22 protein-coding genes are annotated in these 22802 nt (G+C 72.4%); 10 read left to right on the forward strand and 12 right to left on the reverse strand.

Going from position 1 to position 22802, the window contains the following annotated elements:
* Positions 1–37 precede the first annotated feature (37 nt).
* Positions 38–1207, reverse strand: coding sequence for a thiolase family protein (locus tag ABT034_RS22680; protein ID WP_351217936.1), 1170 nt, complete (start codon positions 1205–1207; stop codon positions 38–40).
* Between the two features lie 104 nt (positions 1208–1311).
* Between ABT034_RS22680 and ABT034_RS22685 the strand changes: the two genes are divergently transcribed.
* Positions 1312–1782 carry a winged helix-turn-helix transcriptional regulator gene (locus tag ABT034_RS22685; protein WP_351217938.1) on the forward strand — a complete coding sequence of 157 codons (471 nt, stop codon included), beginning with the start codon at positions 1312–1314 and terminating at the stop codon, positions 1780–1782.
* 81 nt (positions 1783–1863) lie between these two features.
* Complete coding sequence (locus ABT034_RS22690; RefSeq protein WP_351217940.1) at positions 1864–2739, forward strand: undecaprenyl-diphosphate phosphatase; 876 nt, start codon at positions 1864–1866, stop codon at positions 2737–2739.
* Between the two features lie 132 nt (positions 2740–2871).
* Here the strand turns inward: ABT034_RS22690 and ABT034_RS22695 are convergent, their stop codons facing one another.
* A complete protein-coding gene (locus tag ABT034_RS22695) occupies positions 2872–3375 on the reverse strand; it encodes a GNAT family N-acetyltransferase (protein ID WP_351217942.1) in 504 nt (167 codons plus the stop codon).
* Between the two features lie 487 nt (positions 3376–3862).
* On the opposite strand from ABT034_RS22695, the gene ABT034_RS22700 reads away from it, so the two are divergent.
* The 5 genes from ABT034_RS22700 (at position 3863) to lnt (ending at position 9966) form a co-directional block, all read left to right on the forward strand.
* Complete coding sequence (locus tag ABT034_RS22700) at positions 3863–5671, forward strand: ATP-binding SpoIIE family protein phosphatase (protein ID WP_351217944.1); 1809 nt, start codon at positions 3863–3865, stop codon at positions 5669–5671.
* A gap of 116 nt (positions 5672–5787) precedes the next feature.
* Positions 5788–6417 carry a hypothetical protein gene (locus ABT034_RS22705; RefSeq protein WP_351217946.1) on the forward strand — a complete coding sequence of 210 codons (630 nt, stop codon included), beginning with the start codon at positions 5788–5790 and terminating at the stop codon, positions 6415–6417.
* A gap of 239 nt (positions 6418–6656) precedes the next feature.
* Entirely contained in the window at positions 6657–7256 is a 600-nt protein-coding gene (locus ABT034_RS22710) for a hypothetical protein (RefSeq protein WP_351217948.1), read from the forward strand.
* A gap of 145 nt (positions 7257–7401) precedes the next feature.
* Positions 7402–7848: a nuclear transport factor 2 family protein gene (locus tag ABT034_RS22715; RefSeq protein WP_351217950.1), complete on the forward strand. Its 447-nt coding sequence runs from the start codon at positions 7402–7404 to the stop codon at positions 7846–7848.
* A gap of 624 nt (positions 7849–8472) precedes the next feature.
* Positions 8473–9966: an apolipoprotein N-acyltransferase gene (gene lnt, locus ABT034_RS22720; protein WP_502973017.1), complete on the forward strand. Its 1494-nt coding sequence runs from the start codon at positions 8473–8475 to the stop codon at positions 9964–9966.
* Here lnt and ABT034_RS22725 read toward each other — a convergent pair.
* Positions 9911–10816 carry a Gfo/Idh/MocA family protein gene (locus ABT034_RS22725; RefSeq protein WP_351217954.1) on the reverse strand — a complete coding sequence of 302 codons (906 nt, stop codon included), beginning with the start codon at positions 10814–10816 and terminating at the stop codon, positions 9911–9913. The two genes, lnt and ABT034_RS22725, sit on opposite strands and share 56 nt — an antisense overlap.
* A 53-nt stretch (positions 10817–10869) precedes the next feature.
* Positions 10870–12060 (reverse strand): FAD-dependent monooxygenase, encoded by a 1191-nt coding sequence (locus tag ABT034_RS22730; protein ID WP_351217956.1) that lies wholly within the window; start codon positions 12058–12060, stop codon positions 10870–10872.
* A 90-nt stretch (positions 12061–12150) separates the two neighbouring features.
* Between ABT034_RS22730 and ABT034_RS22735 the strand changes: the two genes are divergently transcribed.
* The 3 genes from ABT034_RS22735 to ABT034_RS22745 all read left to right on the forward strand — a co-directional run bounded on the left by ABT034_RS22735 (position 12151) and on the right by ABT034_RS22745 (position 14061).
* Positions 12151–12885: a TetR/AcrR family transcriptional regulator gene (locus ABT034_RS22735; protein WP_351217958.1), complete on the forward strand. Its 735-nt coding sequence runs from the start codon at positions 12151–12153 to the stop codon at positions 12883–12885.
* Between the two features lie 35 nt (positions 12886–12920).
* Entirely contained in the window at positions 12921–13457 is a 537-nt protein-coding gene (locus ABT034_RS22740; protein ID WP_502973018.1) for a DinB family protein, read from the forward strand.
* 94 nt (positions 13458–13551) lie between these two features.
* A complete protein-coding gene (locus tag ABT034_RS22745; protein ID WP_351217962.1) occupies positions 13552–14061 on the forward strand; it encodes a hypothetical protein in 510 nt (169 codons plus the stop codon).
* Between the two features lie 25 nt (positions 14062–14086).
* Here the strand turns inward: ABT034_RS22745 and ABT034_RS22750 are convergent, their stop codons facing one another.
* The 8 genes from ABT034_RS22750 to ABT034_RS22785 all read right to left on the reverse strand — a co-directional run bounded on the left by ABT034_RS22750 (position 14087) and on the right by ABT034_RS22785 (position 22719).
* The gene (locus ABT034_RS22750) at positions 14087–14560 is read right to left on the reverse strand and encodes a hypothetical protein (protein WP_351217964.1); all 474 of its coding nucleotides are present in this window, start codon (positions 14558–14560) and stop codon (positions 14087–14089) included.
* A gap of 68 nt (positions 14561–14628) precedes the next feature.
* Positions 14629–15312 (reverse strand): uracil-DNA glycosylase, encoded by a 684-nt coding sequence (ung, locus tag ABT034_RS22755; RefSeq protein WP_351217965.1) that lies wholly within the window; start codon positions 15310–15312, stop codon positions 14629–14631.
* A 103-nt stretch (positions 15313–15415) separates the two neighbouring features.
* Entirely contained in the window at positions 15416–16993 is a 1578-nt protein-coding gene (locus ABT034_RS22760; RefSeq protein WP_351217967.1) for an ABC transporter substrate-binding protein, read from the reverse strand.
* A 148-nt stretch (positions 16994–17141) separates the two neighbouring features.
* Positions 17142–17909, reverse strand: a complete 768-nt coding sequence (locus ABT034_RS22765; protein WP_351217969.1) for an SDR family oxidoreductase — start codon at positions 17907–17909, stop codon at positions 17142–17144.
* Positions 17910–17938: 29 nt separating this feature from the next.
* Positions 17939–18700, reverse strand: a complete 762-nt coding sequence (gene fabG / locus ABT034_RS22770) for a 3-oxoacyl-ACP reductase FabG (RefSeq protein ID WP_030316526.1) — start codon at positions 18698–18700, stop codon at positions 17939–17941.
* A gap of 193 nt (positions 18701–18893) precedes the next feature.
* Complete coding sequence (locus ABT034_RS22775) at positions 18894–19277, reverse strand: DUF3037 domain-containing protein (protein ID WP_351217971.1); 384 nt, start codon at positions 19275–19277, stop codon at positions 18894–18896.
* Positions 19274–20119, reverse strand: a complete 846-nt coding sequence (locus ABT034_RS22780; protein WP_351217973.1) for a HipA family kinase — start codon at positions 20117–20119, stop codon at positions 19274–19276. The genes ABT034_RS22775 and ABT034_RS22780 overlap by 4 nt, the downstream gene beginning before the upstream one ends.
* A 134-nt stretch (positions 20120–20253) precedes the next feature.
* A complete protein-coding gene (locus ABT034_RS22785) occupies positions 20254–22719 on the reverse strand; it encodes an MFS transporter (protein WP_351217975.1) in 2466 nt (821 codons plus the stop codon).
* Positions 22720–22802: the final 83 nt, after the last annotated feature.

Raw genomic sequence — 22802 nt, forward strand, 5'->3', positions numbered from 1 at the left:
CCCGCCGCCGCCCGCCGCCGCCCGGCTGACGACCGGGTCAGAGCGCCTCGACGATCATCGCGTTGGCGAGGCCGCCCGCCTCGCACATCGCCTGCAGCCCGTACCGGGCGCCCCTGGCCCGCAGTGCGTGGACGAGGGTGGTGGTGAGGCGGGTGCCGCTGGCGCCGAGGGGGTGACCGAGGGCGATGGCACCGCCGTGGACGTTGACCTTGGCCGGATCGGCTCCGGTCTCCTGCTGCCAGGCGAGGACGACGCTCGCGAAGGCCTCGTTGATCTCGAAGAGGTCGATGTCGTCGAGGGCGAGGCCGGCCCGGCGCAGGACCTTCTCGGTGGCCGGGATGACGCCGGTGAGCATGAGCAGCGGGTCGGATCCGGTGACGGCGAAGCTGTGCAGCCGGGCGAGGGGCCGCAGGCCGAGGCTCCTCGCGGTGTCGGCCGCCATGACGAGGACGGCGGACGCGCCGTCGTTGATCGGGCTGCTGTTCCCGGCGGTGACGGACCAGTCGATCTGGGGGAAGCGGGCGGCGAAGCCAGGGTCCTCGAAGGAGGGCCGGAGCCCGGCGAGGATCTCGGGGGTGGTGGTGGGGCGCACCGACTCGTCGCGGCGGACGTCCTCGTACGGGGCGACCTCGGCGTCGAAGAGTCCGGCGGCCCAGGTGCGGGCGGCCTTGGTGTGCGAGGCGGCGGCGAAGGCGTCCATGGCCTCGCGGCCGATCGACCACTTGGCGGCGATGAGTTCGGCACTGACGCCCTGCGGTACGAGGCCTTCGGGGTAGCGCTCGGCGACACCGGGACCGAAGGGGTCGGCGCCGGGCGGGACGTTGGACCACATGGGGACGCGGCTCATGGACTCGACCCCGCAGGCGACGGCGATGTCGTACGCGCCGGAGAGCACGCCCTGGGCGGCGAAGTGGACGGCCTGCTGGGAGGAGCCGCACTGCCGGTCGACGGTGGTGGCGGGCACGGACTCGGGGAACCCGGCGCCGAGCCAGGCGTACCGGGTGGTGTTCATGGCCTGCTCGCCGACCTGGTCGACGGTGCCGCCGATCACGTCGTCGACGAGGGCGGGGTCGATGCCGCTGCGTTCCACGAGGGCGCGGAGGGTGTGGGAGAGGAGGGCGACGGGGTGGACGTGGGACAGGGCTCCGCCCGCCTTGCCCTTCCCTATCGGGGTCCGGACGGCTTCGACGATGACGGCGTCGCGCATGACAGGCTCCTGAGTTGGAGAAGTGGACCGACACTCGTCGGTAACATATCCCTGTGAGTTGGATTTTCAAACCCACTTCTCGGGCGCTGCCCTACGCTTGCCCCATGAAGGCCGCTCCCCGCCCCTGCTCGATCGCCGACACCCTCGCTCTCGTCGGCGAGAAGTACGCACTCCTCGTACTCCGCGAGGTCTCGCTCGGGGTACGCCGCTTCGACCGGATCGCCCGCAACACCGGCGCCCCCCGCGACATCCTCACCGCCCGCCTCAAGCGGCTCGTCGAGGCCGGGGTCCTGGAGAAGGTGCCGTACAGCGAACGCCCCCAGCGCTTCGAGTACCGGGCCACCGCGGCGGGCGAGGAACTCCAGCCGGTGCTCGTCTCACTGATGGCCTGGGGCGACCGCCACCTCAACGCGGAAGCGCGTCCCATCGTCCTGGAGCACGAGTGCGGCGAGGTCCTCAGCCCCCGGCTCGTGTGCGCCCACTGCGGCGGCGAGGCCGACCGCGAGACCCTCGTCGCCCACGTCCGGGCACCCGGCTGGACGAGGACGGGCCCGACGGACCCTCAGGAGGCCTGAGCACGGGCGATTCACCTCGGGACGGTACGCTGCGCACGACCTTCTGACCGCACACGTACATAACGGGACGGCCCTAGCCCCATGAGTTGGTTCGAATCGTTCATCCTCGGACTCGTCCAGGGGCTGACGGAGTTCCTTCCCATCTCCTCCAGCGCGCACCTCCGACTCACCGCGGCGTTCGCCGGCTGGCACGACCCGGGCGCGGCCTTCACCGCGATCACCCAGATCGGCACGGAGGCCGCGGTCCTGATCTACTTCCGCAAGGACATCGCCCGGATCATCTCGGCCTGGTTCCGCTCCCTCAAGGACAAGTCGATGCGCTCCGACCACGACGCCCAGATGGGCTGGCTGGTGATCGTGGGCTCGATCCCGATCGGTGTCCTCGGCGTCACGTTCAAGGACCAGATCGAGGGCCCCTTCCGCGATCTCCGGCTGATCGCCACCACGCTGATCGTCATGGGCATCGTCCTCGGCATCGCGGACCGGCTGGCCGCACGCGACGAGGCCGGCGGCCGCCACCGAGTGGTCCGCGAGCGCAAGACGCTCAAGGAACTCGGCGTGAAGGACGGCCTGATCTTCGGCTTCTGCCAGGCGATGGCCCTCATCCCGGGCGTCTCCCGCTCGGGCGCGACGATCTCCGGCGGCCTGCTGATGGGCTACACCCGCGAGGCGGCCGCCCGCTACTCCTTCCTCCTCGCGATCCCGGCGGTCCTCGCCTCCGGCGTCTTCGAACTGAAGGACGCGGGCGAGGGCGGCCACGTCTCCTGGGGCCCGACGATCTTCGCCACGATCATCGCCTTCGTCGTCGGCTACGCGGTGATCGCCTGGTTCATGAAGTTCATCACCACGAAGTCCTTCATGCCGTTCGTGATCTACCGGATCCTGCTGGGCATCCTGCTCTTCATCCTGGTCGGCACGGACGTCCTGAGCCCACACGCGGGCGAATCCGCCGGCTGACGAAGCGCACCACCCGGGGGACGGGAGACGCCTGACCGAGGGGTGCCGCAGGAAGGGCCCGTACGGCACCAGCCGTGCGGGCCCATCGCGATGACGTCGCTCTACTCCTTCTCGACGTCCTGCCGCAACCACTTACTTGTCGGGATGCTGCGGCAGGGCGAGCCAGTCCGGCCAGGAGATGTCACGGCCGAGGAAGCGCGGCTGCTCGAAGGGCCAGTCGGCGGCGATCCACCGCGGCACCAGCGCGTCGAGGGCCTGCTCGACCTTGCCGCCCACCAGCTCGTCCACCACCCACCAGGCGATCTCGCCGTCCGCGCCTGCCCTCTCCGGCGGGTCGATGTAGACACAGCCGAGCAGAACGGTCTCCGCCGCGTCGAACAGCGCGTAGTTGAAGGACTGGTGCGCGGCGATCTCCTTCTCGTGCCGCACAAGGTCGGCCCGGTCGGCCTCGTAGGTCATGGTGGCCGCGGGCCAGCCCCAGGCCGGGCCGAAAATGCTCCACAGCCGCTCGCGCGAACCCATCACAGCCGGATAGTCGAGCGGGGTGTCCGCCTCCCGGATCGGCCGCAGGTGATGACCTCCGCCCGGCAGCGGTACCAGGACGGGGTGGACGAAGTCATCGGGAAGCCAGCTCATGGCGCCCGACCGTAGCAGCGCACGGCCGTCCGCTCCCCTGGATTCGCTCCGTAGACCGCAGGCTCTGCTCTCGACAGAGGGCGGCGCGTGGCGAGAGCGGCAAACAGACCGTACGGGATGAACAGAGAACAGCCTGGCACGTGGGAAGACGTCCGCCCTGGCGCACGCTGCGCCAGGGCGAGAAGATCACGCAGAGTGGTAGTTGATCAAGAAAGCCCCACACGCTGGCCGATATCATGTGTTGATCGTCCTGTAGAGCTCGTTGTGCGATCAGGTTCGGGCTTCTCCAGCAGATGAGGTTGTGGGGGAGCTAGGCGAAGGCATGGAAGGTTCAGCGCGGCGGCCACGGCTCCGACGCCGAGGGGCCGGCCCGCCCGCTTCCGGATGCCGTATCGGTCGAGTCCTGGGGCTGAAACGAGCCGATCCGTCGGCAAGAGGTGCATGCTGGCCTCAACACCGATCGAGTTCCTGTCTGGAGGTCGAAGAAGTGAACGGCGGCAAGGGGAGACGGCGCCTGCCCAGCCGCGCCGTGGTGCGCCGGTCGGCCGGTGCCCGCAGACGGCTCGGGCCGGGCGGCGGTGAGGTTCCCCTCGGCCGGATCACCACACGCGGTCGGCTGGCCTGGCTGAACTCCGCGGGATCCAGGATCGGCACCACCCTCGACCTGGAGCGCACCGCCCAGGAGCTGGCCGAGTTCACCGTGCCCGGCTTCGCCGACGGCGCCGCCGTCGACATCCTGGAGAGCGTCCTGCGCGGAGACGAAGGCGCACGCTGGACGGGTACGGGCGTTCCGCCCATGCGGGCCACCGCGCTCTCCGCCGTCGAGGAGCTGTCCTCCCTGGAACCCACGCCGGTGGGCGAGGCCTCCGCCCGGGCCGAGCAGCCGCACGAGACGCTGCTCCACCGCCACTGCCTGGGGCAGGGCCGCCCGGTGCTGGTGAGCCGCATCAGGAACGACGACTTCATCAAGATCGCGCCCACGGAGAGCGCCGCGGCGAAGATGCGGGCCGCCGGAGTGCACAGCTATCTCGCGGTGCCGCTGATCGCCCGCGGGCTGCTGCTCGGCAGCGCGGACTTCGTCCGCGGCCCCGGACGGCCGCCGTTCTCCCCCACCGACCTCGCCCTGGCGGAACAGCTGGCCTCCCAGGCCGCCGTCTACATCGACAACGCGCGGCTGTACGGGCGCGAGCGCGAGCACGTCATCTCGCTCCAGCGCACTCTGCTGCCGCGCGCGACCCCGGTGACGCCCGGGCTGCGCGTACGGGCGGAGTACGCGCCCTCCAGGGCCCGCCACGGCGTGGGCGGGGACTGGTACGACGTCATGGCCCTGCCCGGCGGCCGCACGGCCCTCATGGTGGGCGACGTCATGGGCCACGGGCTGCCCGCCGCCGCCACCATGGGGCGCCTGCGGACCGTGGCCCGCACCCTGATGACCCTGGACATGGCTCCGGAGCGCGTCCTGGCCCGGCTCGACCTCGCCACGCGTGACCTGGAGGACGAGCAGGTCGCCACCTTCCTCTGCGCCGTGTTCGACCCGGCCGACTCCACCTACACGCTGGCCAGCGCCGGGCATCTGCCCCCGTTGCTCCTCGACGGGCAGGGCTCCGCCGAGTTCGCGGACGTACCCGTCGGCGCGCCGCTCGGCGCGGGAGTGATTCCGTACGACCCGATCCGTCTGAAAGTACCCGCGGGCGGAAACCTGGTCATGTACACGGACGGCCTCGTCAAGTCCCGGCACGCGGACCTGGACCACCAGCTGGACCGGCTGCGCTCGGCGGTACGCGGCCTGGCGCCCGGGGCCCTCGAAGGCGGCGGCCTGATCGCGTGCGCCCCTGCCGGCGCCGCCCGCTTCGACGAGGCCGTGCTCCTCGTCGCGACGCACGCCTCGAACGCCTCAGACGTCTCGGACGCCCCGGACGGCCCCGCGGATCTGCGCGAGTGGCAGTTGCCGCAGGAAGGGCGTGCGGCGTCCGTCGCCCGAGGCCTCGTCAAGGACCAGCTCGCCGCGTGGGACCTGACGGAACTCGCCGACGCGTGCGAACTCGTCGTCTCGGAACTCGTGGGCAACGCCCTTCGGTACGGCAACGGTCCGGGCCGACTCCGGCTGCTGCGCGGTGAGCGCCTCGTCGTGGAGGTCTCGGACACGGGCCCCGACCTGCCTCAGATCCAGCACGCCGATCTCAGCGACGAGGGCGGCCGGGGGCTGCAGCTCATCAACATGCTGTGCCGCCGGTGGGGGTCCTGCCGCACGGTCACCGGCAAGGTGGTCTGGGCGGAACAGAACCTGCCCTCCTGAGGACGGCCGGGAACACGGTCAGGTTTGACCGGGCGACAAGCGGCAAGGCGAATTCACAGGCGCCCAGCAAACACTGACGAACAGCCAGCCAGGAGTCACCGTCCAGGAAGGCAGTCATGTCGACCCTGACCATAGTTCTCATCCTCGTGGTGCTGGTGGCCGTGGTCGTGGGAGCCGCTCTGCTGCTACGGGCCCGCAAGGGCGCGGGCAGCGGCGCGCGGTCCCTCCGACGACGCTTCGGCCCCGAGTACGACCGCACCCTCGCACAGCACGACGGCGACAGCGAGGCCGCCCACCGCGACCTGCTCGATCGGGTCGAGCGGCACGGCGGCATCCGCCCTCTGCCGCTGGAGCCGTCGGTCCGCGAGCAGTACGCCGCTCGATGGACCATGCTCCAGGAGCGCTTCGTCGACACGCCGCGGCAGGCCGTCGCCGACGCCGACGAGCTCCTCGCGCACACCGCCGCGAGCCGGGGTTTCCCGGATCCCCAGCGGCGTGAAGAACAGCTCGACGCCCTGTCGGTGCACCACCCGCACCATGTGGAGGGCCTGCGCACGGTACGCCGTGCGGCGCACTCCACGTCCGCCTCCACCGAGGAGTTGCGGGAGGCACTGGTGCACGCACGGGCCCTGTTCGAGGACCTGACAGGGGCCGGAAGTCCGGCCGTCACCAAGGCCGCCAGGACGCGCACGTCGTCCGGGCGTGGCCGCGGGCATCTCCTCAAGCCGAAGGGAAGTGGCGCGTGATGGAACGCCAGAGCCGGGATCCGCGGGCAGCGGGCGGGGCCGAGGGAGACGGGCGGCGCGCATCCACGCCGCCCGGGCCCCAGGCCGCCGCGGGTGGCGCCGGTGCACCGGCGCCCGCCGGTAACGGGGGTGTCCCTTCCCCGGCCGCGTTCGCCCGGCGCGCCGGCTCTCCGGCGGAACCCCCGCCCGCACCTCCGGCGGACGCGCCCCGGCCGCCCGCCCCGCTCACCTCGCCTCCGGTGGCGCTGTCGCAGGCGCCGCAGTCCGCCGTCCCGTCCGAGGACCCCGGTGCCACGGGCCGGAGCGGTGGGAGCCGCACCCACGCTCCCGCCCCGACCCCCGCCGCGCCGCGCGGACGGGACACGACGGACCGGCAGGGCGTCGGCCACGCTTCCGGCGACGGCCGCGGCCCGGGGCGCGGTGACGGAAACGGGCAGGTCGGCGGTGTGCACGGCCAGCAGGTCAGCGGTGTGCACGGCAACGAGCAGGCCGGCGGGGTGAGCAGCCCCGCGTCCGGTACGGGGCAGGCGCCCGCCACCGGCGGCGACGGCCCCGGAACGCAGCTCCTCGGCGACGTCGAACGCGACCGTCTCGGCCAGCGTCTGCATCACGCGCTCGCCGGGTTCGTCGACTCGCCGCACGACTCGGTCGCCGAGGCGGCCGAGATCCTCGCCGAGGCGGAGCAGCAGCTCATCGCCGCGCTGAAGGACCGTCGTACCGCGTTGCGAGCGGGCTGGCAGTCCGCCGGCGACGCGGGTGGCCGGGGCGCCGACACCGAGCAGCTCCGGCTCACCCTGCGGACCTACCGTGAGGTGACGGAACGGCTGCTCCGGGCGTGACCGGTACCACCGCTCGCACAGGGCAGGAGCCCCCAGGATCCCCTGGGGGCTCCTGGCTTGTGCGCCTCCGAGCCGGCGACCCCGGCGACGGCTCGGGCCGCGCACGCCTCTTGGCCCCGGGCGCCGGCTGCCCGACACTGAGCCGATGACGCAGCGCGTGGACCTCGCGACCGTGATGGACCGAATCGCCGTCGACGACCTGATCACCGGGTACGCGGCAGCCGTGGACGACGCCGACTGGACCGCCTACCGGGCCCTGTTCGCCCCGGACGGCCGGGCCGACTACCGGGGGTCGGGCGGGATCGAGGGCCCGGCCGCCGAGGTCGCCGACTGGCTCGCCGGGACGATGACGCTCTTCCCCGTACGCCAGCACCTCATCGTGAACCGGCGGGTCCTCTTCCGACAGCCGCCGGGGTATCCGGAAACGGGCGACGCGGCCGACGTCCGAGCCGACTACGTCAACCCGATGCGGTTCACGTCCGGCGAGGACTTCGTCTGCGGGGGCCGCTACGCGTTCGCGGCCCTGCGGACCGCCGAGGGCTGGCGGCTGCGCTCGGTCGTCGTCGACGAACGCTGGCGCCGACACGAATGAAGCCGGGCGGGGGCCGCGCCCGCGCCGGGGTGGCGCTGTACCGCCGGTCCGGCCGTGCCCCGTTGGGCCGGGGCCGTCCCGGGCGGCGACGTACCGCCCGTCCGGCCGTACCCCGCCGCGCCGGGGCCGCACCCGCGCCGGGCGGCGACGTACCCGCCGGTCCGGCCCGTGCCCCTGCGGGCGGCGCCCGGCGCGGGTTCCCTCCAGGCCGCGCCCGGCCCCGTCACGCCCGACACTGAAGGCAAGGGCGGGAGGCATGCCATGCGAATTCCCCTCGGCGGCCGGGAGCGGCGCCGGGCCGAGGCTCAGGGTTCCGGGCCGGTCCGGGGCTGGGCACGGCTGCGCCGGGGTGGCCGGGCGCCCGGTTCGGGCCGGGGGTCGGCGCTGCGAGGTGAAGGGGCCACGGCTTCCGGGGCGGGTCGGTTCCGCTGGGGTGGCCCGGCGTCCGGCTCGGGCCAGGGGTCGGCGCTGCGGCGTGAAGGCGCCACCGCTTCCGGAGCGGGCCGCAGGGGCGGACGCGCCACCGCGTCCGGGGCAGGCCAGCAGGGCGGGCGCGCCGCCGCGTCCGGGGCGGGGCGGTGGCGTGGCGGGGGGCGCGGGGTGCTCGCCGTCGCTTGTGGGGCGTTGCCCGCGTTTGCCTTTCCCGCGCCGGGGCTTTGGTGGTGGGCCTATCTCGCGCTCGTCCCGTGGCTGCTGCTCATCCGGACGGCGCCGGGGGCGCGTCGTGCCGGCCTCGACGGCTGGCTGGGCGGGGTCGGTTTCGTGCTTGCCGTCCATCACTGGCTGCTGCCCAGCCTGCACGTCTTCCTCCTGCCGCTCGCCGCGCTGCTCGGGCTGCTGTGGGTGCCGTGGGGTTGGCTCGTGCGGTCCCTGCTCGGTGGTGTGCCGTCTCCGGCGCGGGCCGCCGCGGCGCTGCTCGCGGTGCCGTCCGGCTGGCTGCTGATCGAGCTGGTCCGTTCCTGGGAGGGGCTGGGTGGCCCGTGGGGGCTGCTCGGGGCGAGCCAGTGGGAGGTTCCGGCGGCGCTGCGGCTCGCATCGGTCGGCGGGATCTGGCTGGTGAGCCTGCTCGTGGTGGCGGTGAACACCGCCGTGGTGCTGCTCGTGGCGGCGCCCGGGCCGCGTACCGCCGGGGTCGCGGGGTTCGCGGCCTGCGCGCTGGTCGCGGGCACCGCCGCCTGGGGCGTCGGGGCGCCGGCCGAGAGCGGGACGGTACGGGTGGCCCTCGTACAGCCGGGGGTGTTCGGCGGTCCTGACGGGCCCGAGCGGCGGTTGGCCCGTGCCGAGGAGCTGACGCGTACGCTCGCGGGGCAGCGGCTCGACCTGGTGGTCTGGGGCGAGAGCGGCGTGGGCGTCGACCCGGCCGGCCGGCCCGAACTCGCCGCCCGGCTCACCGCCCTGGCCCGCACGGTCGACGCGCCGCTCCTGGTGAACGTCGACGCCCGCCGCGCCGACCGCCCCGGCATCTTCAAGAGCGCCGTCCTGGTCACCCCCACGGGACTCACGGGAGAGCGTTACGACAAGATGCGGCTCGTGCCCTTCGGCGAGTACGTCCCGGCCCGCGAGGTCCTGGGCTGGGTGACCTCGGTCGGCAAGGCGGCCCAGGAGGACCGGCGGCGGGGTACGGCTCCGGTGGTGATGACGCTGCCCGGCCCCGACGGCACCCGGGGCCTGCGGGTCGGGCCGCTGATCTGTTTCGAGTCGGCCTTCCCCGACATGAGCAGGCGTCTCGTCAAGGACGGGGCCGGGCTCCTGGTCGTCCAGTCGGCGACCAGCACCTTCCAGGAGAGCTGGGCGCCCGCCCAGCACGCCTCCCTGGCCGCGCTGCGGGCGGCGGAGACGGGCCGGCCTGTCGTGCACGCGACGCTCACCGGTGTCAGTGCCGCGTACGGCCCCGACGGACGCCGGATCGGACCCGTCCTCGGTACGGACGCGAGCGCCGTCGCCGTCCGGGAGCTGCCGCTCTCGGGGACGGCGACGGGCTATGTCCGGTGGGGCGACTGGCCGTTGTACGGGGCGCTCGTCGTGGTGGGGGCGGTGTGCGCCGCCGAGGGCGCCGGGGCCTTCAGGAGGCCTGGGCCAGCGCCTCGCGTACGACGCGCTCGCACAGCTCGTGGGTGAGCAGGGCGTCCCGCGCGTCGAGGACCCGCCCGTCGCGCACGGCGTCGAGGAAGGCGAGGACGGCCTGCTCGATGCCGCGCTGGCGGGCCACCGGCACCCAGTCGCCGCGCCGCCGCAGGGTCGGCTGCCCCTTGTGGTCGACGACGTCGGAGAGGTTGAGGACCTGGCGCTTGGTGTCCTGGCCGGAGACCTCCAGGATCTCCTCGGTGGAGCCGTTCATCCGGTTCATCATGCCGATGGCGGTGAAGCCGTCGCCGGAGAGCTGGAGCACGACGTGGTGCATGAGGCCGCCGCGGATCCGGGCCCGTACGTCGACGTGGTCGACCTCGCCGGGGAGCAGGAACCGCAGGGTGTCGACGACGTGGATGAAGTCGTCGAGGACGAGCGTGCGGGGGTCCTCGGGCAGACCGACGCGGTTCTTCTGCAGGAGGATCAGCTCGCGCGGGTGCTCGACGCACTGGGCGTAGGAGGGCGCGAGGCGCCGGTTGAAGCCGACGGCGAGGGAGACCGAACGCTTCTCGGCGAGTTCCACGAGCCGTTCGGATTCGGCGTACTCGTACGCGAGGGGCTTGTCGACGTACGTGGGGACGCCCGCTTCGACGAGACGGCCGACGATCTCCGCGTGGACGTCGGTCGGCGCGTGGACGAAGGCCGCGTCGAGCCCGGCGGCGAGCAGCGAGTCGAGGTCGCGGTGGCGCTGGGCGGCCGGCAGGTGAAGGGTGTCGGCGACCCGGTCGAGGGTGGCGGCGGTGCGGGTCTGGAGGTGGAGTTCGACCCCGGGGAGGGTGGCGAGGACGGGCAGGTACGCCTTCTGCGCGATGTCGCCGAGTCCGATGCAGCCAACCTTCACGGGGTCTCCCTTGTCGTGTCCACCGGCCCGCTCGCGCGGGTCGTTCGCGCCGGTCAGCTTACGCGGGGGGCGTGGGCGACCGGCGGGTGCCAGTCGGCGATGCCGTCGAAGCCGCGCAGGACGAGGCCGGGCCCGAAACGGGAGACGGCGCCGACGACGGTGGAGCGCAGGGCGACGGCGGGGCGGGCGGAGAGCATCGTGAGGGCGCCGGTGCGGGCGGCCTTGCGGACGATGGCGGTGGTGCGCGGCAGACGGTCGGCGGTGTAGGTGGCGAGCGCGCGGTCCGGGACGAACTCGGCTGCGGTACGGGCGTGGTGGGCGAGGACGACGGCGTCCTCGATCGCCTGGTTCCCGCCCTGGCCGAGGCTCGGCATCATCGCGTGCGCGGCGTCGCCGAGGAGCGTGACGCGGCCGCGGTGGAAGGCGGGCAGCGGGTCGGGCAGGTGGTGGACGTCGTGGCGCAGCACCTGGGCGGGTTCGGAGGCGGCGAGGATCTCGGGGACGGGGTGGTGCCAGTCGCCGAAGAGGCGCAGGAGCTCGGCCTTCTCGTTGTCGGGGGCACGGCCGCCGGCGGGGGCGGTGGCCATGGCGTACGCGTAGATCCGGCCGTCCTTGAGGGGCTGGGTGCCCCAGAGCCGTCCCGCTCCCCAGGTCTCGTGCGGGGCGAAGGGCCGCTCGGGGGCGGGGACGACGACCCGCCAGGTGGTGCAGCCGGAGTAGCGGGTGCCGGGGTGCTCGGGGAAGAGCGCGTGCCGCATCGCGGAGCGGATGCCGTCGGCGCCGACGACGAGTTCGGCCTCGATCTCGCCCTGCGGGGTGGCGAGGCGGGCGGGGCGGCGGGGGTCGCCGGGGTCGACGAGCGTGGCGGGCGCTCCGGTGCGGACGGTGCCGTCGGGGAGGGCCGAGGTCAGGATCTCGACGAGGGTGGCGCGGTGCAGGAGGACGAGCGGTCCGCCGAAGCGCGCGGCGGCGGCCTTGGCGTTCGTACGGGCGAGCCAGCGGCCGTCGGGGGCGCGCATGCCGCCGTCGCCCTGCCAGGCGGCGAGGTCGCGGACGCGGTCGCCGAGGCCGATGACGTCCAGGGCGCGCTGTGCGTTGGGGGCGAGGCCGATGCCGGCGCCGACGGGGGCGAGGTCGGCGGCGCGTTCCAGGACGGTGACCTGCCAGCCGTTCCGGTGGAGGGCGACGGCGGCGGTGAGGCCGCCGACTCCCGCTCCGACGATGACGGCGCGGTGCTGTTCCATGAGGGCTCCTCGGAAGGGGTACTACATCTGTAGTGCGTCCACTCCGTGACCGTACTACAGATGTAGTCGCTCGGGTAGTAGGTTGTTCCCATGAGCACCTCCGCCGCCTCCCCCGCAGCCGACGCCGACGGCGCCCCCACCGACGTCCCCGCCGCCTCCCGCGCGGAGCGGATCGGGGACGCGGCCCTCGACCTCCTCGTGGAGCGCGGTATGCGCGGCCTGACGCACCGCGCCGTGGACGAGCGGGCGGGCCTTCCGCAGGGCTCGACGTCCAACCACGCGCGCACCCGGCAGGCCCTCCTGGAGACGGCCCTACGACGTCAGGTGCAGTTGGAGGCGCAGCTTCTGACCCCCGACGAGCTGCCGGGCGCGGGCGGCGGCAACCCTCTCGCGGACACCGACACACGCACGGACACCGACGCCCTCGCAGACCCCGCCGCCCCCGTGGACATGGACGCCCCCGTGGACATGGACGTCCTCGTGGACGTACTCGCCCTCGCCCTGCACCGCTACCTCACCGACCACCGCGCCCTGCTCGTCTCCCGCTACGAGCTGGCCCTCGAAGCCACCCGACGCCCCGAACTCCGGGCCTTCTTCGACTCCGCGGGGTCCGTCTTCCGCGGGCCCCTGGTCGCGATGGCGGCCGCGGCCGGATCGGCGGAGCCCGAGCGGCACGCGCTCTCGCTCATCGCCTGGGCGGAGGGGTTGATGTTCTCCTGCGCCGTCGGCTCCTTCCATTCCGCCGTGCCCAGCCGTGCTGAACTGCGGCTCAGCATCGGCGAGTTGCTGCGGGGGATGCTGGGCGGCCGCCCCGCCCGGGGGTGACAATGCACTGGCACGAGCGGTGCACATGGGAGACGATGCCGCGCATGACCATCGAACGCACCGAATCCGTCCGCCGTGTCGACCCGTCCACCACCTCGGGCGAGCGCGAGGCGCTGGAGCAGTGGCTCGACTTCCATCGCGCGACCCTCGCGAGGAAGTGCGAGGGGCTCGACGACGCCCAGCTGCGCACCCTCTCCGCCCCGCCCTCCGACCTCAACCTCCTCGGGCTCGTCCGGCACATGGCCGAGGTCGAGCGCGGCTGGTTCCGCCGCACCCTGGCCGGCGAGGAGACGCAGTGGATCTACTCGACGGACGAGGACAACGACCGGGACATCCACACCACCGATGAGGACACCTACGAGGAGGCCTACGCCACTTGGCAGGCCGAGATCGACCACGCGCGCAGCGTGGCGGCCGACCGAGGTCTCGACGACCTGGGCGACGGCAAGCACCGCAGCGGGCGGCCCTACAACCTCCGGTGGATCTACCTCCACATGATCGAGGAGTACGCCCGCCACAACGGCCACGCGGACCTCATCCGGGAGCGGATCGACGGCGTGACCGGCGACTGAGCGGTCAAGTCCGGTCCCGCGGCGGCTCACCCGTGCGGGGCATTCCCCGCCGGTAGGGGCGCGAAGATCACCACGGGACAGCAGAGTGGCGCGGGTGCATGGAACCCGAACCACAGCGAAGATCCTGGTCGGGGCGGCCGTGGCCGCCCTCGCGGGCTGCGTCTCGGTGGACGCCCCACCGACGGCGCCCGCTCCCGCCCCCGCCGCCGCGGAGACCGTACGCTCCGGCCAGGACGTGGCCCCGCAGATGATCGAGGGCCCGGCCCGCGAGGCCCTCGAAGCGGCGCTGCCCGCTCCCCCGCCGCCCGCCGCGCCCCGCACGGCACCCACCTCGGACGTACACGAGCGGGCGGCGCCCGCGCCCCGGGCCGAGGCGCAGCCACCCGAGGCCGTACCGCGCCAGCGCGAACGTGAGCACCCGCGCCCGACGGCCCGGCCGACCCTCCCCGAACTGCCGGAAGTGCCGGGAGTACCGGACCTGACCGGACTGCCGAGAGAACGGCCGGCGTCCCGGGCGGACGTCTGCGAACTGGGCGAGCGGTACGGGGGCTGGGCCCCCGGCAGCGATCAGTCGAGGATCTGCCACGGCACGTACGGCCGCTGAACCGCCCCCGGGCCGCTCACCCCCCTCACTCCGCGCAGAGTCGTCGCTCCAGGCGGTCGATGGCGGCCCGCACCCCGTTCCCGTAGCCGTCGTCGTCCAGGTGGTCCGAGGCCACGCGGGCCCGGTCGAGATGGACGCGGGCGGCGTCGAGCTGCTGGAGCTTCACGTAGTCGGCGGCCAGGTTGAGGTGGAGCGAGGGGTACAGCGCCCGGAGCGCGACGGCCGAGTCGTGCGCGGCGAGCCGCTCCTCCGCGAGCCCCTCGGCCGCGCTCAGGGCCCGGAGGTCCCAGGCCAGCTCCGTGTCGGGGTCGTCCTGGGCGTCCGCCATGTAGTGCGCGAGGGTGCAGCGGTGCAGGGGGTCCCCGTCGGGGCCGATCTGCTGCCAGAGGAGACCGAAGCGGTTGCGGGCCTCCTCGCGGTCCCCGCCGTGGAGCAGCATCATGGCCTGCCCGATCCTGGTCATGACCCCGTCGTCCGACACCTGCTGCTGCTCGGTCACCGCGACCTCCACCGCTCACCACTGGGAGGGTCGACGCTAGCCGTACCGGGCCCCGATCGGGCCGAGGCTCAGCCGAGGTCCGGGATGCGCCAGTCGATCGGCTCGTGCCCCTGGGCGGCGACGGCCGCGTCGATCTGGGTGAAGGGCTGCGATCCGAAGAACTTCTTCGCCGAGAGCGGCGAGGGGTGGGCGCCCTTCACGACCACGTGCCGCTCCTCGTCGATGAGCGGCAGCTTCTTCTGCGCGTAGTTGCCCCAGAGGACGAAGACGGCGGGGTCGGGCCTCGATGCGACGGCGGTGATGACCGCGTCCGTGAACTTCTCCCAGCCCTTGCCCTTGTGCGAGTTCGCCTCGCCGGAGCGGACCGTCAGTACGGCGTTGAGCAGGAGGACGCCCTGCTCGGCCCACGGCATCAGATAGCCGTTGTCCGGGACGGGGTGTCCGAGCTCGGCCTGCATCTCCTTGTAGATGTTCCGCAGGGAGGGCGGGGTCCTCACTCCGGGCCGGACCGAGAAGCAGAGGCCGTGCCCCTGCCCCTCGCCGTGGTAGGGGTCTTGACCGAGGATCAGGACCTTCACCTTGTCGTACGGCGTGGCGTCGAGGGCGGCGAAGACCTCGTCCTTCGGCGGGAAGACCGGCCCCTGGGCGCGCTCCTGCTCGACGAACTCGGTGAGCTGCGCGAAGTACGGCTTCCGCAGCTCCTCGCCGAGAACGTCCCGCCAGGACTCGGGCAGCATGCTGGTGTCGGTCACGGTCTACAACCTCCGGTGGACGTTCCTGCTTCTCGTCCAGAACCTACCGGGGGCCACTGACAGTGGCCCCCGCAGGCTCCCGCAGGCCGTCTTCCGCCGGCTTCTACCAGCTGGCCCGGCGGTGCAGCTGCCAGAGCTGCATGACCGTCTGGGGGTCGAGGGCGACCTCGCCGCCGCCGATGTCCTCACGGGCCGCGATGTACAGCTTGCCCTGCCACAGCGGCAGCAGCCGGACGTCCTGGACCATGATCTCCTGGGCCTCGACGAACTCGTCCGTGACGGTCCCGCGGTCGCTCTCGCGGCGGGACTTCGGCAGCAGTTCGCCGGTGATCCTCGGGCTCACGTAGGGCGTGCCGAGGACGTTCTCCGCGCCGATGAAGGGGGCGACGAAGTTGTCCGGGTCCGGGAAGTCGGGGAACCAGCCGCGGCCGAAGACCGGGTAGTCGCCCTTCTGGTAGCCCGCCTGGAACTCCTTCCAGGGCTTGCCCTGCACGGTGACCTTGAAGAGGCCGGACTCCTCCAGCTGGCGCTTGAGCTCGTTGAACTCGGCGGCCGTGGAGGAGCCGTACCGGTCCGTCGTGTACCAGAAGGTCAGCTCGACGGGCTCGGTGATGTCCGCGTCGCGCAGGAGCTTCTTGGCCTTCGCGGCGCTCGGCGAACCGAAGCGGTCGTAGAACTTGGTGGTGTGAGCCGCGATGCCCTTGGGCACCATCGAGTACAGGGGCTCGGCGGTGCCCTGGTAGACCTTGTTGACCAGTTCGTCGCGGTCGACGAGCTGGGCGATGGCCTTGCGGACGGCGGGCTTGGCGACCGAGGGGTCCTGCGTGTTGAAGACGAGGTAGCGGATGTCGGCGCCGGTCGACTCGACGAGCTGCAGGCCCTTGTTCTCGGGCTTGTCCTCCTGGAGCGCGATGACCTCCTCGGCGGTGAGGCCGCGGTAGGTGGCGTCGATCTCCTTCTTCTTCAGCGCGGCGACCATCGCGTCGGACTGGTCGTAGTACCGGATGGTCACGCCGCCGTTCTTACGGTCGGCGAACCCCTTGTACGTCGGGTTCTTGGTGAGCTCCGCCGTCTTGCGCTCGCTGTACGAGTCGAGGACGTACGGTCCCGATCCCGTGAGCTTGCCGTCCTTGCGGAGGCTGTCGGCCGGGTACTCGGCCGGGTCCACGAGGGACATGGCCGGCGTGGCGAGGACGAACGGGAAGGTGGCGTCCGACTTGTTGAGCCGGAAGACGATGGTCCTGTCGCCGACGGTCTCGATCTTGTCGAGCGAGCCGAGCATCCCGTTGGGGCCGCCCTTGTGGTTGATCGTGCGGATGCGCTCGATCGAGTACTGCACGGCCTTGGCGTCCAGCTTGTGCCCGTTGGAGAACGTGAGGCCGTCGATGAGTTTGCACTCGAAGACCCGGCTGGCGGTGTCGGTGAACTTGCAATCAGCGGCGTCGGATGCCGGGGTGGTACTTCCCGTCGGGAAACTCACCAGGGTCTGGTAGACATTCCGGAAGAGCTCCCAGGAATTGTCCCAGGCGGCGGCCGGATCAAGCGTGGTGGGAGAACTCGTCGTACCGATGACGAGCCTCTGATCCCCGGCGGAGTCACTGTCCGAGAAGACACTGCATCCGGACACCAGGGATATGGACACAAGGGCTGCAGCGGCCTGCAGACTGGTCCGGTTGAACACGTGCACGCTCCTCGTTCAGCCAGGGGTCGGCCGACGATACCGCAGCACCCCGCCAGGTCAATCGTCGAGTCTGGCGGGGCACTTGAGGCATTCATTACCCAATCGGGCGCAATCCGGACAGCAAATCCGGAAAGTGTCCGATTATCGGTCAGCCGACTCCGGCGTTCAGGAAAATCCCGCCGTCGACGACGAGCGTCTGGCCGGTGATCCACTCCGACTGGGAGGAGGTCAGGAAGGCGGCGGCGCCGCCGATGTCCTCGGGCTCGCCGAGCCGGCCGAGCGGATAGGCGGCGGCTGCCTCCGTCTCACGGCCCTCGTACAAAGCCTGCGCGAATTTCGTCTTCACGACGGCCGGGGCAATGGCGTTGACCCGCACGAGCGGGGCGAATTCATGGGCCAGCTGAATGGTCAGATTGATCATCGCGGCCTTGCTGATTCCGTACGCGCCGATAAAGGGCGAGGCCGAGACGCCGGCGACCGACGCGATGTTCACGATCGCTCCGCCGTGGTCCTTCTGCCAGGCGTGCCAGGTCCGCTGGGCGAAGCCGAGCGCGGAGACCACGTTGGTCTCGAAGACCTTGCGGGCCACCCCGAGGTCGAGGTCGGCGATCGGGCCGAAGACCGGATTCGTACCGGCGTTGTTGATCAGGAAGTCCACCCGGCCGAAACCGTCCATCGCGGCCTCGACGGCGGCGGCCTGGTGGGCCTCGTCGTGGGCCTTGCCGGGGACCCCGATCGCCCGGTCGGCGCCGAGCCGCTCGACGGCCTCCTTGAGGGCCTCCTCGCCCCGCCCGGTGATGACGACCCGGTCGCCGCGGGCGACGAGCGCCTCGGCGATCCCGTACCCGATGCCCCGGCTCGCGCCGGTGACGAGGGCGACCTTGCCGGACAGTTCCGGCCGTACCTGTGCGGTCATGTGCGTCCTGCTCCTCTCGCTGCCGGTCGTCAGTTGAGCGGGCCGCCGGCCACGTACATGACCTGGCCCGAGACGAAGCCGGCGTCGTCACCGGCGAAGAAGGCGATCGCGTTGGCGACGTCCTCGGGGCGGCCGACCCGCTGCACCGGGATCATGGACGCGGCGGCCGCCTGGAAGTCCTCGAAGCCCATGCCGACGCGCTCGGCGGTCTGCGCGGTCATCTCGGTGACGATGAAGCCCGGGGCGACGGCGTTGGCCGTGATGCCGAACTTGCCGAGCTCCTTGGCGAGGGTCTTGGTGAGGCCCTGGAGACCGGCCTTCACGGCCGAGTAGTTGGCCTGGCCGCGGTTGCCGAGCGCCGAGGAGGAGGAGAGCGAGACGATCCGGCCGAAGCCCGCGTCCACCATGTGCTTCTGACAGGCCTTCGCCATCAGGAAGGCACCCTTGAGGTGCACGTTCATGACGAGGTCCCAGTCCGACTCGGACATCTTGAACAGCAGGTTGTCGCGGAGCACACCCGCGTTGTTGACGAGGATCGTCGGCGCGCCGAGCTCGGCGGCGACACGCGCGACGGCGGCCTCCACCTGCGCGCTGTCGGAGACGTCGCAGCCGACCGCGAGGGCGGTGCCGCCCGCGGCGGTGATCTTCTCGACGGTGTCCTTGCAGGCCGCCTCGTCGAGGTCGAGTACGGCGACGGCGCGGCCCTCGGCCGCGAGGCGGAGCGCCGTGGCGGCGCCGATTCCCCGTGCGGCACCGGTGACGACGGCTACGCGCTGCTCGGTGGTGGACATGCTTGGTTCTCCTCGCCCTTGGTTCGTCCCTGGTCGCGGTCGAACCGGTCACCCGCTCCTGCGTCCCGCACATGAGCGACCGCTTAGTATCGTCCGCAGACGTGACGCTAGAAGCCCTGGCACCCGGTGTCAACGGCCCATCGGGTGCACCGGGTCACTCCAGGTCCCGGGACGCGGGAGCGGGCGCGCGCGCTCAGCGCACGAGCAGGTCGAGCAGCCGCTCCACCTCGGCCTCGGGGTCGGCGGTGAGGCCCGTGTGCACGGGGCCCGGCTGGACGACGGTGGAGCGTGGCGCGATCAGCCAGCGGAAGCGGCGCCCCGCGTCGTCCGGCGCGGCCTGTCCCGCGGCGTCACCCCCCATGCAGACCCCCTCCACGGCACGGAGCGCCGCCCGGACGCCGGTGACGTCCGCCGCCGGGTCGAGCACCGACAGCTTCGCCTCGTCCAGATGCGTACGGGCGGCGACGAAGGAGCGGGCTCGGCAGTAGACGACCACCCCGGCGTTGAAGCACTCGCCGCGCTCGACCCGTGGCACCACGCGCAGCAGCGCGTACTCGAAGACATCGCGGTCGGTCACGGGGTGGCGTCCTTCTCGGTGGGGTGCGGCCGGGGCGCGAGACGTTCGGCGAGCCAGCCGGGCGGCTGCTGCGGCCGGTTCTCATGGCGCGGGCCGAGCGTGATCCGCTCGTGGATGGTGGCGGCGCGGGGCAGCAGTGCCTCGACGTAGGCGGCGCGCACCTCGTCCGTACTGCCGAAGCCCGGTTCGTCGACGAGCCACTCGTCGGGTACGTCGGCGGCGACCGCTTCGAGCAGTTCGCGGGTGACGAGCGGGGCGAGCTCGGCGGCCGCGGCGGCGATGTCCGGCGCGAAGGGGGCGAGGGCGTGGTCGGAGGCGTCGTACGGCTTCGCGGCGGAGGCCTGGGCGCCCGGCCAGTTGTGGTGCCAGATCATGGTGGCGCCGTGGTCGATGAGCCACAGGTCGCCGTGCCAGACGAGCATGTTCGGGTTCCGCCAGGACCGGTCGACGTTGTTGATGACCGCGTCGAACCAGACGACCTTGCCCGCCTCCACGGGGTCCACCTCGTACGCCAGCGGGTCGAAGCCCAGCGACCCCGGGAGGAAGTCCATCCCCAGGTTGAGCCCGCCGCTCGCCTTCAGCAGCTCCTGCACCTCCTGGTCGGGCTCGGAGAGCCCGATGACCGGGTCGAGCTGTATGGCGACGAGCTCCGGCACCCGCAGCCCGAGCCCGCGGGCGAGCTGCCCGCAGACGACCTCGGCGACCAGGGTCTTGCGCCCCTGACCGGCGCCGGTGAACTTCATGACGTACGTACCGAGATCGTCGGCCTCGACGATCCCGGGGAGCGAGCCGCCCTCACGCAGGGGCGTGACATAGCGGGTCGCTACGACCTCTTCCAACACTTTCCCAGCCCATCCATCTCTTCAGCCTGCCGGCCTCCGGCATGAAGTGAGCATAGGCATCGGACGTGAGCGCGGCGGCACCTCGGCGACAGCGGCGTCCTCGTGCCCGGGCCGCCCAGCCCCCTTCGGGCCGGTCAGGAGTAGAGGTAGACCACCTCGCGGCGGCTGCGGCTCGCGACCAGGGCGGCCACGACCAGGAACGCCGCCGCGCCCCACCAGACCGCGGCCGGAACCTCTCCGGCATGCCCGACCCACGCGTAGCCGCCCCCGAGCAGAAGAGTGGGCAGCGTCATGCCCACCACGGTCCCCGCCTGCAGCACGGCGTGGACCGTTCCGGCCATGCCGCCGGTGTCCTCGGCCATGACGTCGGTGGCCGCGCCGAGCAGCGTTCCGCTGGACAGGCCGAGCCCGACGGCGCAGAGGGCCAGCCCGCCCCCGATGGTGGCGAAGTACAGCTCGTAGTCGGCGAAGCTGAGCAGCACCAGGCCACCGGCCGTCAGGAGCAGCCCGCCGGACAGGCGGGCGACTCCGCTGAGGCGGGGGGCGAGCAGCCGGGCGCTGATGAGGAAGACGATCAGGGCCGCGAGTCCCACGGCGAAGACCTCGTTCCAGCCGTTCATGAGGGAGAAGGTCATCTGCCCCTGCGTCAGTACGGCCAGCGGGGCCGCGATCAGGCCGAGTGCGATGACGGCGCCTCTGCGGCTGGGGTCCTGCCATACGTACGGCGGGAGGATCGGCGTGGGTGTCCTGGTCTGCGACCAGAGGAAGGCGGCGATGAGCAGCACACCTGCGGCGAACGAGCCGATCGTGACCGGCACGTTCCAGTGCAATGCGGCGGCCTGGACCATGGAGTACGCGAGCGCGACGAGACCGAGGGAGCCGAGCGCGGCACCCAAGGGGTCGAAGAAGGCCGGGGAGCGGCGCGCCCGGTCGCGCACGACAGCGGCGGCGGCGATGAGGACGAGCAGCGTCAGGGCGGCGAGGATGTAGAAGCAGGCCCGCCACGCCACGTACTGGTCGAGCTCCCTGGCCAAGGGGAGCGCGAACAGCGGGCCGCCGATGCCGGCCAGGGCATACGTTCCGAACGCCCTTGTGCGGGCCGGGCCCTCAGCGGCCGTGACGGTCAGGCCGAGCGCGGCCGGGGTCACCAAGGCCGCGCCGGCGCCCTGCAGGACCCTGGCCCACAGCAGCACGTCGACGCTGGGTGACGCACCGCTGGCGACACCGGCTGCCACACAGGCGGTCAGTCCGATCAGCAGGGTCGCTCTGCGGCCGATGAGATCGCACAGGTGGCCGCCGATCAGGAGCAGACCGCCGAAGGCCAGGAAGTAGCCCGAGTACACCCATGCCATGTCGCCGGTCGAGAGTGCGCTGTCCATGACGACGTGTTCGAGGAGGACGTTCGAGCCGAGTGCCGCGTCCAGCACCACGAGCAGCTGCGCGAGGAACGCGAGGAACAGGGTCCCTCGGCTCCTGGGGGGCGGGGCCGCGGGGGCGGACGGGTGCGCGGGTGTGGTCGGGACGTAGCCGGGCACGGGCGGGGACGGTGTGCGCGGAGCGTACGCGGGGGGTGCCGCGTCCGTGGGCCGTGCGTGCGCGGGGGATGCCGCGTCCGTGGGCTGTGCGTGCGGGGCGACGGCCGCCGGAGTGGCGGATGCCGCCTGCGCGGGGATCCGCGGGTCGGCGACCGGAGCCCGCGTCTCCGGGGCGAAGTCCAGCAACCGCGCCGCATGACGGCCCAGCTGAGCGAGCACGGCCCCCGGCAGCCACTCCCCCGCACTCGGGGAAGCCGTCCGCCCGGCGATCTCCGCGGGCGTCGGCCGCTGCGCCGGATCCTTGTGCAGACAGGCCCGTACGAGATCCAGCAGTCCTTCCGGTACGCCGACGAGATCCGGCTCCTCCTCCGCGATCCGGAACAGATGGGCGTTCAGGCCGGTCGTGCCCGCGCCGAAGAGCAGCCTCCCCGTGGCCGCGTACACGAGAACAGCGCCCAGGCAGAACACATCGCTCGCCGGGGTGAGTTCGAGACCCCGCACCTGCTCGGGCGACATGAATCCGGGCGAACCGATCAGCATCCCGGTGTGCGTGAGCAGGCTGTCGGAGGTCAGGCTGTCCATGGCGCGTGCGATGCCGAAGTCGATGACGCGCGGACCGTCGACGGTCACCAGGACGTTGGACGGCTTGAGGTCCCGGTGGATCAGACCCGCGCCGTGCACGGCCGCCAGGGCCTCGGCGAGGCGGTTGGCCAGGACCTGTACCGACTGCTCGGGCAGCGGGCCGAAGTCCTTGGCGACCACGGTCGTCAGGTCGGGCCCGGGGATGTACTGCGTAGCCACCCACGGCACCTGGGCGTCCGTATCGGCGTCGAGCACCGCGGCCGTCCACGCCCCGCCGACCCGCCTCGCCGCCGCCACCTCCCGCGCGAACCGCTTGCGGAACTCGGGGTGCGCCGCGTGTTCGGCCTGGACGACCTTCACCGCGACGGTCCGGCCGGCTTCCGAACGGCCCAGATAGACCAGTCCCATGCCGCCGGCGCCGAGGCGGGCGATCAGGCGGTACGGGCCTATCCGGGTCGGGTCTTCCGTGATCAGCTGGTCCACACGAGGACGGTAGACCACAGGGCCACGTCAAGGGCACCTATTCCGGGGACAGTTCCAGATATCTCACCGGGGAGAATCCGGGG

The sequence above is a fragment of the Streptomyces sp. NPDC002773 genome (assembly GCF_040295605.1).
Lineage (GTDB): Bacteria > Actinomycetota > Actinomycetes > Streptomycetales > Streptomycetaceae > Streptomyces.